Annotated in this window: 9 protein-coding genes; 6 read left to right on the top strand and 3 right to left on the bottom strand. The window is 32.7% G+C overall.

All coding sequences use genetic code 11. The annotated features are described in order from the left end of the window. Positions 1-279: 279 nt before the first annotated feature. Positions 280-1,509 carry a helix-turn-helix domain-containing protein gene (locus tag BAQ44_RS28495; protein ID WP_071725071.1) on the bottom strand — a complete coding sequence of 410 codons (1,230 nt, stop codon included), beginning with the start codon at positions 1,507-1,509 and terminating at the stop codon, positions 280-282. A gap of 382 nt (positions 1,510-1,891) precedes the next feature. On the opposite strand from BAQ44_RS28495, the gene BAQ44_RS28490 reads away from it, so the two are divergent. Together BAQ44_RS28490 and BAQ44_RS28485 are read left to right on the top strand one after the other, a co-directional pair. Next, positions 1,892-2,470, top strand: coding sequence for a class I SAM-dependent methyltransferase (locus tag BAQ44_RS28490; RefSeq protein ID WP_071725069.1), 579 nt, complete (start codon positions 1,892-1,894; stop codon positions 2,468-2,470). Continuing rightward, positions 2,470-3,069, top strand: coding sequence for a DedA family protein (locus BAQ44_RS28485; RefSeq protein WP_071725068.1), 600 nt, complete (start codon positions 2,470-2,472; stop codon positions 3,067-3,069). Before BAQ44_RS28490 ends, BAQ44_RS28485 begins: the two co-directional genes overlap by 1 nt. Before the next feature lie 71 nt (positions 3,070-3,140). Here BAQ44_RS28485 and BAQ44_RS28480 read toward each other — a convergent pair whose 3' ends face one another. Continuing rightward, positions 3,141-3,524 (bottom strand): hypothetical protein, encoded by a 384-nt coding sequence (locus BAQ44_RS28480; protein ID WP_071725066.1) that lies wholly within the window; start codon positions 3,522-3,524, stop codon positions 3,141-3,143. Between the two features lie 72 nt (positions 3,525-3,596). After that, positions 3,597-4,055 (bottom strand): helix-turn-helix transcriptional regulator, encoded by a 459-nt coding sequence (locus BAQ44_RS28475; RefSeq protein ID WP_071725064.1) that lies wholly within the window; start codon positions 4,053-4,055, stop codon positions 3,597-3,599. Between the two features lie 205 nt (positions 4,056-4,260). Between BAQ44_RS28475 and BAQ44_RS28470 the strand changes: the two genes are divergently transcribed. From BAQ44_RS28470 to BAQ44_RS28455, 4 genes are all read left to right on the top strand, one after another. Beyond that, a complete protein-coding gene (locus tag BAQ44_RS28470) occupies positions 4,261-4,608 on the top strand; it encodes a YxeA family protein (RefSeq protein ID WP_071725063.1) in 348 nt (115 codons plus the stop codon). 75 nt (positions 4,609-4,683) lie between these two features. Further along, on the top strand, positions 4,684-4,863 hold the full coding sequence (locus tag BAQ44_RS28465; protein WP_071725062.1) for a hypothetical protein: 180 nt from the start codon (positions 4,684-4,686) through the stop codon (positions 4,861-4,863). A 154-nt stretch (positions 4,864-5,017) separates the two neighbouring features. Continuing rightward, positions 5,018-5,788 (top strand): ABC transporter ATP-binding protein, encoded by a 771-nt coding sequence (locus BAQ44_RS28460; RefSeq protein ID WP_071725061.1) that lies wholly within the window; start codon positions 5,018-5,020, stop codon positions 5,786-5,788. Then, positions 5,775-7,697, top strand: a complete 1,923-nt coding sequence (locus BAQ44_RS28455) for an ABC transporter permease (protein ID WP_071725060.1) — start codon at positions 5,775-5,777, stop codon at positions 7,695-7,697. The genes BAQ44_RS28460 and BAQ44_RS28455 overlap by 14 nt, the downstream gene beginning before the upstream one ends. Positions 7,698-7,717: the final 20 nt, after the last annotated feature.

Genomic DNA, 7,717 nt, shown 5'->3' with positions numbered 1-7,717 from the left:
TTTTTCGAAAGGGTGGTGCAAGTGGGAAAACAATCGTTCGTTGCCAGTACCAACCAAAAACATACTTGGGGTGTGACCATAAGGTGGCATGAATGCTAGAGCGTCAAACTGTCTAGCGATAGACGAAAAGACCTAGTGTTCTAACTCAAGCCCCCACTGAAATGTTTTATCTCAGTGGGGGTAGTTGACTAAAGGGAATTTGGAGGAGGGAGAAATAACTGGATTTGAAGAAGGTGAGCTAGTAAGATAACTATTTCACCTTCTATTAAGAAACCGTTTCTATATCACAGTATGATTTTCACGATATTGTCTTGGAGTCATACTAGTGATTTTTTTGAAGACTCTTGTGAAATAACTTTGATCATTAAAATTAAGCCAGGTACAAATATCTGATAATGGATAAGTCGTTAATGTTAATAACTTTTTAGCTTCTTCTACTCGCTCTCTTTGGATGTATTCAATTAAAGGAATTCCCACTTCTTTTTTAAACAGTTTTGATAAATAAGTAGGGGAAATATGTAAGAGATTAGCAAGATCATTAAGAGATATTTCATCGTAAATATGTTTGTGAATATGATTGAGGCACGTAGTAATGGAATTAGAATATGCTTGATTATTATATTCTTTCACACGTTCTGCAAAAGTGCATAAAGCATCTTCAATTAACCTATTTACTGAATACATGTTATCTAGTTTTTCAATCGTTTGTATATATAAAGTACCGAGTGAAAAAGCAATATGTGATGGAAGATTACCGTCTATCGCATATCGAATAGCTAGCGTAATGGCGATAATGCCGTTATTTTTTTGGTTTCTAAGTTGATCTCCTTTAGATGAAATTGCCGCATCTTCTTGTGGATATGAATACGCATATTGTATGACCTTTTCTTTATCGCCTTCTTTAATTGCTGAAAAAAATTTACGTTCCAACGATATGTCATAATTTTGCGGATCATGGCGGCGACGTTTTGAAATATATAAATCAGGATTTACAATTTTATAAGAAACATCTTCGAGTAATTTATTCTCTTTCCAGACAATATCTCTATCTAATTTTTCATTGAAAATTACGTAATGTAACCAAATACTTATATCAATTAGCGTGCTTTTTTTAATCTCGGGTAGAAATTGATAGTAGTCTACTCCTTGTTGCATTGTATTATTACAGTTGAAATATTTCATAAGTTTAATTGCCATTTCATCTGATACTTTTGGATAGGTAGTCGGGCCGATTATAATCGTTCCTTTTATATGTTCATGATTTGTTATATGGATGCTAATGAAATTCTCAAGATACTTATTCCCTTTGAAAATTGGAAAATTACAAGGAGCGTTTTCTTGATAAATTTCATTAAGATGTTCTTCTTTAGAAGAATAAAACGGACTACCAATCGTATGAGCAGTAGATTCATATACAATTTTTTTATCAGTAGATAGAAATTGAACAGGAACATGAAACGTTCTATGTACAAGATCACATAAGTGCTGTAGGTCGATGGAATTATTCATTAGCTTCTCCTTTTAAATAGTTTTGAAATACTACATATTAATTAGATCTACATGTGTTTCTATAAAATATAAATTTCTTATTATTTGAATTTTTTCGCTCACACGAAAATAATTACATATATTGGATGGTGATGAAAGGTAATTTATAGATTAATTTCCGCAGATGTTGTATGAAAATAGACGTAGCGATAGCATCTTCCATAAAATTTCTTTTTATATCTATTATACCAAATTAATAAATATAAAAGAGGTATTTATATAGAGAATACGAAATGTTTCATTCTTCATAAAATCTTAAGAAATCTCCTCAATTTTTGTTAAGAAACGATAGTTATACTTAGAAACAAGTTAAAAACTATTGAACGAATGGGGAGAGGTTTACATGCAGCTCATAACATTCTTACATGAATTTATAAAACATCCGAAACATACTGGTGCAATTGCGCCAAGTTCGAAAATATTAGCAAAGAAAATGGTAGATGTAATTGATTTTAATAAGGCGAAGTGCATCGTAGAGTTAGGGCCTGGTACAGGGGTGTTCACGAAAGAGATTATGAAGAGAAAGAAGAAGGAGACAATATTTCTTCTTATTGAAATTAATGAAGTGTTTTGCAAAGAGTTAAAGAGAAAGTTTAAAGATGAACAGAACGTCATTGTCGTACACGGTTCAGCTGAAAATATAAAGAAATATATGGAAGAATTCAATATAGAGTGCATTGATTACGTCTTATCGGGATTGCCTTTTACTTCTTTACCAGAAGAAGTTTCCAATCGAATTTTAAACAATGTAATGGAAGCGATACATGAGAACGGTGAATTTATTACATTTCAATATTCACTTGTGAAAAAAGGATTTATACAGCATTTCTTTCCTGAAATTACGCTCGAAAAAGTGTGGCTTAATTTCCCGCCAGCTTACGTTTTTAGCTGTAAAAAAGAGCTAAGGAGAGCATATGCATAATGGAATTACATGAATTATTATCTTATATTGAACAATACGGTTATTGGGCATTATTTTTCTGTTTATGGTTAGGTATTATCGGTATGCCAATTCCGGACGAAATGATTGTAATGAGTGGTGGTTTTGTATCGTCACTCGGGATATTAAGTGTCATTCCAGCATTTTTATTAACATATTTAGGCGTTGTATCAGGTCTTTCGCTAGGTTATATATTAGGGAAAATATTTGGTACGAAAGTACTTGATAGGCTAATGAAAAAGAAAAAGGCGAAATATCTTTTGAAATCTCAACAAATGGTAGAGAAGTATGGTCATTATGCGTTAGTTACAAGTTACTTCATACCAGTTGTAAGACATATCGTCCCGTATTTAGTTGGAATGAATAACATGTCATTTAAGACATATGCTTTGTATTCCTATACGACAGGATTTGTTTGGACACTCGTTTACTTTGTGCTCGGTTCTTTATTTGGACAACATATTGAAAGGATTGTAGCAGTTGCGATAGAGTATGGTGTGTATTTTGGTGGAATTGTTTTTGTTGTTGCGAGTGGTACTTATTTGTATAAGCAAAGAAGAAGTACGGTCATGAGTAAGTAAATAGGATCAAGGTTTACTCTTATTGAGAGTAGTATAAAAGGGGGAGTTATTTTGTAAAATAACTCCCCCTTTTAATGTAATAGTTTCTTATTACTTTCATTAGGTGTTGTCTGAAATACAGTTATATAAATTGTTAATATGGTTGTATTGATTAGATTAGCTAATACAGTCATAAAATCACTTGATGGAGCGATAAGAACGAAGATTGAAAGTATGGCAGAAGCAAGTGGAATAAACTTTTGTAGTATAGTTAACTTTCTATTTTTATGAAGCTTCGAAGATTGAAAGAAGCAAAGTAAGAAAATAAAGGATGTAAATAATAGTCCTAAATATCCCCATCCATCTTCAATATACCAAGGTAAAAAGCTCATTCTTGATGTGAAAATAAATAGATTGAATACTAACGTGCTAATGATTAGTGTATTTAAAACCGTGATATTTGTTTGTTTTTCCATTTGAATTACACTCCGTAATTTATTTTATACTGCTATTTATGGGCAGCAAAAAATACTGATTAAAATTTCAACTTATTGAGATGCTTTTGCCATTTCGATAAATCTTTGTTCAATTTCATCCAAATCGAATGAATGGCATATTCTGCGGTCTTCTTTATCTAAAATTCGATAATGTTGAGATAAAATATTTTGTTGGATTTTATACCCGTTTAATTCTTTTATTTGTCGCCACCATACTTTTCCTCCTAAAGTCTTCGGGAAGTTCGTATTGTAATGTGTAAAAGCGATTGTTTTTATAATTTCATTCACATCATCCCCAAATGTCATTTGGACTGTATCGCACTGTTCGAAGAGTGTTACGACACAAACTGCACCTGACCATGTTAGCGTGCGTCTTCCTTTTTCAATTTCCACTAATGTTTTCTTTGATAAACCGATAATTTCTGACATTTTATCTTGTGATAAATTATTTTCAACACGGATGAGTTTTAGTTTTGAATTAACGAGTTCAATAAATTCTTGTTTATTCATTATGCATCTCCTTTTCCTTTATAGTGTAAAATTACACTAAAGGTGTAATTTTGTCAATTTAAGCGTGAAGAGTTTTTTGAGCTTACTAATTAATATTTCACTTTTAGTTTAAGAAAATGTTAAGAAACAGTACGAGTTTTTATTAAGAAATAGGCCCTATACTTAGAAACATCTTAAAGAAAGCATAATGAAAGGCGGAATATAGATGAAAAGGTTTATTTTTGGATCACTACTTGTTATTGTGGCAGGGGCTGCATATTTATTAAATGGGAGCGCTGCGATTGATAGGATGAATCCATTTCTGAATTTAGAATATCGTTACGCAATTATTGATACAGATGGAAAAGAGTTAGGTGGAAATAAAGGTTTTGAATACACAGTTAAAACTTATGATGAGAAGGGAGAAGAGAAAGAAGTAACAATTGATGGAGTAGATAAATTACAAAAAGGCTCATACTGGCATGTCATTACGAAAGGTAAGTTTTTGCATGATAAAGTAGAAATAGAGGTAGATAAAATTCCTGATGGAGCGAAGGAAAAGTTAGGATTATAAAGATAAAACCGATTCTCAATGTGGGAATCGGTTTTGTTATTTTATGGTAAAATATAGAAGGGAGGAGTGAGAGTTATGCTACTCATCGTGAGCCTTATATTAATTGGAATTATGTGTAGTATGAGAATCGTATCTTTACATATGATAGAGCGAGAAAAGATAGAAGAGCGATATGTATATTGTCCCAAATGTGATGGGAAAATTAGGAGAGGCAATTCCGCTCCTTTTTGTTCGAAATGTAATTTAATGTTTTAACTATAGGAAATCCGAAATCATTATGTATGGTTTCGGATTTTTCTTTTTAAGAAAATATTAAGAAACCTCGTGACTATTTGTTAAGAAAATCTATTTATACTGAACTCTGTTGCTTAAAGGGAACAGCAAGAATCATAACAGGAGGTTTAAATAGATGAAAACAATGTTAAAAGCGAAAGGGATTTCGAAAATATATAAGACAGGCAGTAATACATTTGAAGCGTTGAAAAATATTCATTTACAGGTGACAGAGGGAGAGTTTGTCGGCATTATGGGGCCGTCCGGTTCTGGGAAAACGACGCTTTTGAATGTTCTTTCTACTATTGATACAGCATCAAAGGGTGAAATTTTAATTGATGGAAAAGACGTTGTGAAGATGAATGATGATGAACTAGCGTTATTCCGTCGTAATCATTTGGGATTCATTTTCCAAGACTATAATTTATTAGATACGTTAACAGTGCGAGAAAATATTGCATTGCCACTCGCTTTATCAAAAGTAAAGGCGAAAGAGGTAGAATCTCGCGTTGAGACGATTGCGAAGAAATTTGGGATAAATAACATTTTAAATCAATATCCATACGAAATATCAGGGGGACAAAAACAGCGCTGCGCAGCGTCAAGAGCGATTGTAACAAACCCAAGTATGATTTTTGGAGATGAGCCAACTGGTGCGCTTGATTCAAAGTCAGCGACAGATTTATTAGAAAGTATGAAGTCATTAAATGAAAAAGATTGTGCAACAATTTTAATGGTAACGCACGATGCATTCGCTGCGAGTTATTGCAAGCGAGTTGTATTCATTAAAGATGGAGAATTATATAAAGAGTTATATCGCGGGGAGCTTACGCGAAAACAGTTCTTCCAACAAGTTGTTGACGTAATGTCTTCTATTTCTGGAGGTGCTATAAGTGAGCTTGTATAGCATTGCTCTTCGTAATATAAAACGAAATTTTAAAGATTATTTTATTTACTTTGCTTCTATGATTTTTAGTATCGTCATTTATTTTACGTTTAAATCATTGCAGTACAATTCACAAGTTGGAGAAGCCGGCGACCGAGTTAGTAACGGATTTCAACTTGCAAGTGTCATGCTTATTATATTTGTTGCGATATTTATTATATATTCGAATGGATTTTTCACACGAAAGCGTAAGAAAGAAATAGGTCTTTACTCTTTACTAGGTATTCGAAAAAAGGAAATAGGCAAAATGCTGTTTTATGAAAATATGTTAATGGGTTTACTATCATTAGTAATCGGCATTGTAATTGGTAGTTTACTTTCAAAATCATTCCTTCAGTTGTTAGTAGGCATGATGGAATTAGGCGTAAATGTTCATTTTGAAGTGCCGATTGGAGCGGTTATTGATACGGCATGTATGTTTTGTTTCATTATTCTTTATACATCTTTTAAAGGATATCGCGTTATTTATCGTTTTAAGCTAATTGAATTATTCCGAGCAGACAATGAAGGCGAAGGAATGCCAAAAGGTTCTAAAATTATAGCTATTGTTTCTATATTACTAATTGGTTCAGGATATTTTTTATCAGTAACCGCTATTAAAAATGCTAACGGTGATAACTTTATGTCACTTGCACTTTCTATTTTATTAGCAACAGTACTTGGTACGTATTTGTTTTTTATGTTCTTTACTGTATTTGTATTAAAAAGAGTACGAAATAAAAAATTGAAGTTTTATAATGGAATGCAAATTGTTACGACATCTCAGTTACTATACCGCATTAAAGGAAATGCAAAATCATTAGCAACAATTGCAGTATTAAGCGCAGTAACATTAACAGCGGTTGGAACTTCTGTAACAACGTACTACAACGCATATATGCAGGCGAAAAAATATATGCCTATTAGTTATTCTTACGAAAAGAAAGACGCTCATGTAGATCGTAAAGTAGAGGCGGTTTTAAACGAGGAAAGTGAAAAGAATGAAGTGATTCATCAATATGAGCTAGAAACGGTAAAAGTAATCGGCGAATTTGGTGATGTTGTTTCAAATAAAGATGACTTAAAATCAAGAACGACTGAACTTATGGCGCAATCATCATTTAATAAAATCGCAAAATATTTAAATGAAGAAACGGTGGATTTGAAGAAGGCAGAAGCGTACGCGTTTGATGTGATGCACGGTGAAGGGAATAGAGATACTGGCGTATATAAAGGGAGGAAAGGAATATTCCCAATTGGAGAAGTCACACCAGTACAAATAAAAGAAGTAAAAGCACGAAACATTACAAACTTATATGGACTTGTAGTTGTCGTTCCAGATGAAGTGTACGAGCAGGCAAAGAAGACAGTTGGTTCTCACACTGTACAAAACATTGATGTAAAAGATGAAAGAAATAGTAAAGTGCTAACAGAGAAATTAAAACAAGTAATACCAAAAGAAGATGTAGAAGGACAGGAACAGTTCAGTGACTTCTATACTATTTTCCGAGATGGTATTGAAATGTCAGGATTAATTATGTTTAGTGGGATTTTCTTAGGATTAGTATTTTTACTTGCGACAGGTTCAATCATTTACTTCAAACAATTAACAGAAGCACATGCAGATCGCGAGCGTTACATCGTTCTTCGAAAGCTTGGAGTAACGAAAAAAGAAATGAAAAAGGCAATCGCAAAGCAAATGAGATTTATCTTCTTCATTCCGTTAGTAGTTGGAATTTTACACAGTTTATTTGCACTAAAAGGTTTATCGACAGTACTTCCGTATGAAATCGCAGTACCGTTATTAATCAGCATTGGTGTGTATAGTGTTATTTATATTGGTTATTATTTCTTGACGGTTCGTTCTTATTTTCGGATTGTGAGTAAATAAAAAAGGCGAAAGAGAACATA

The sequence above is a fragment of the Bacillus mobilis genome (assembly GCF_001884045.1).
GTDB lineage: Bacteria > Bacillota > Bacilli > Bacillales > Bacillaceae_G > Bacillus_A > Bacillus_A mobilis.
The sequence above is the reverse complement of the archived record's forward strand: the minus strand, read 5'-3'. Positions and strand labels throughout refer to the sequence as shown.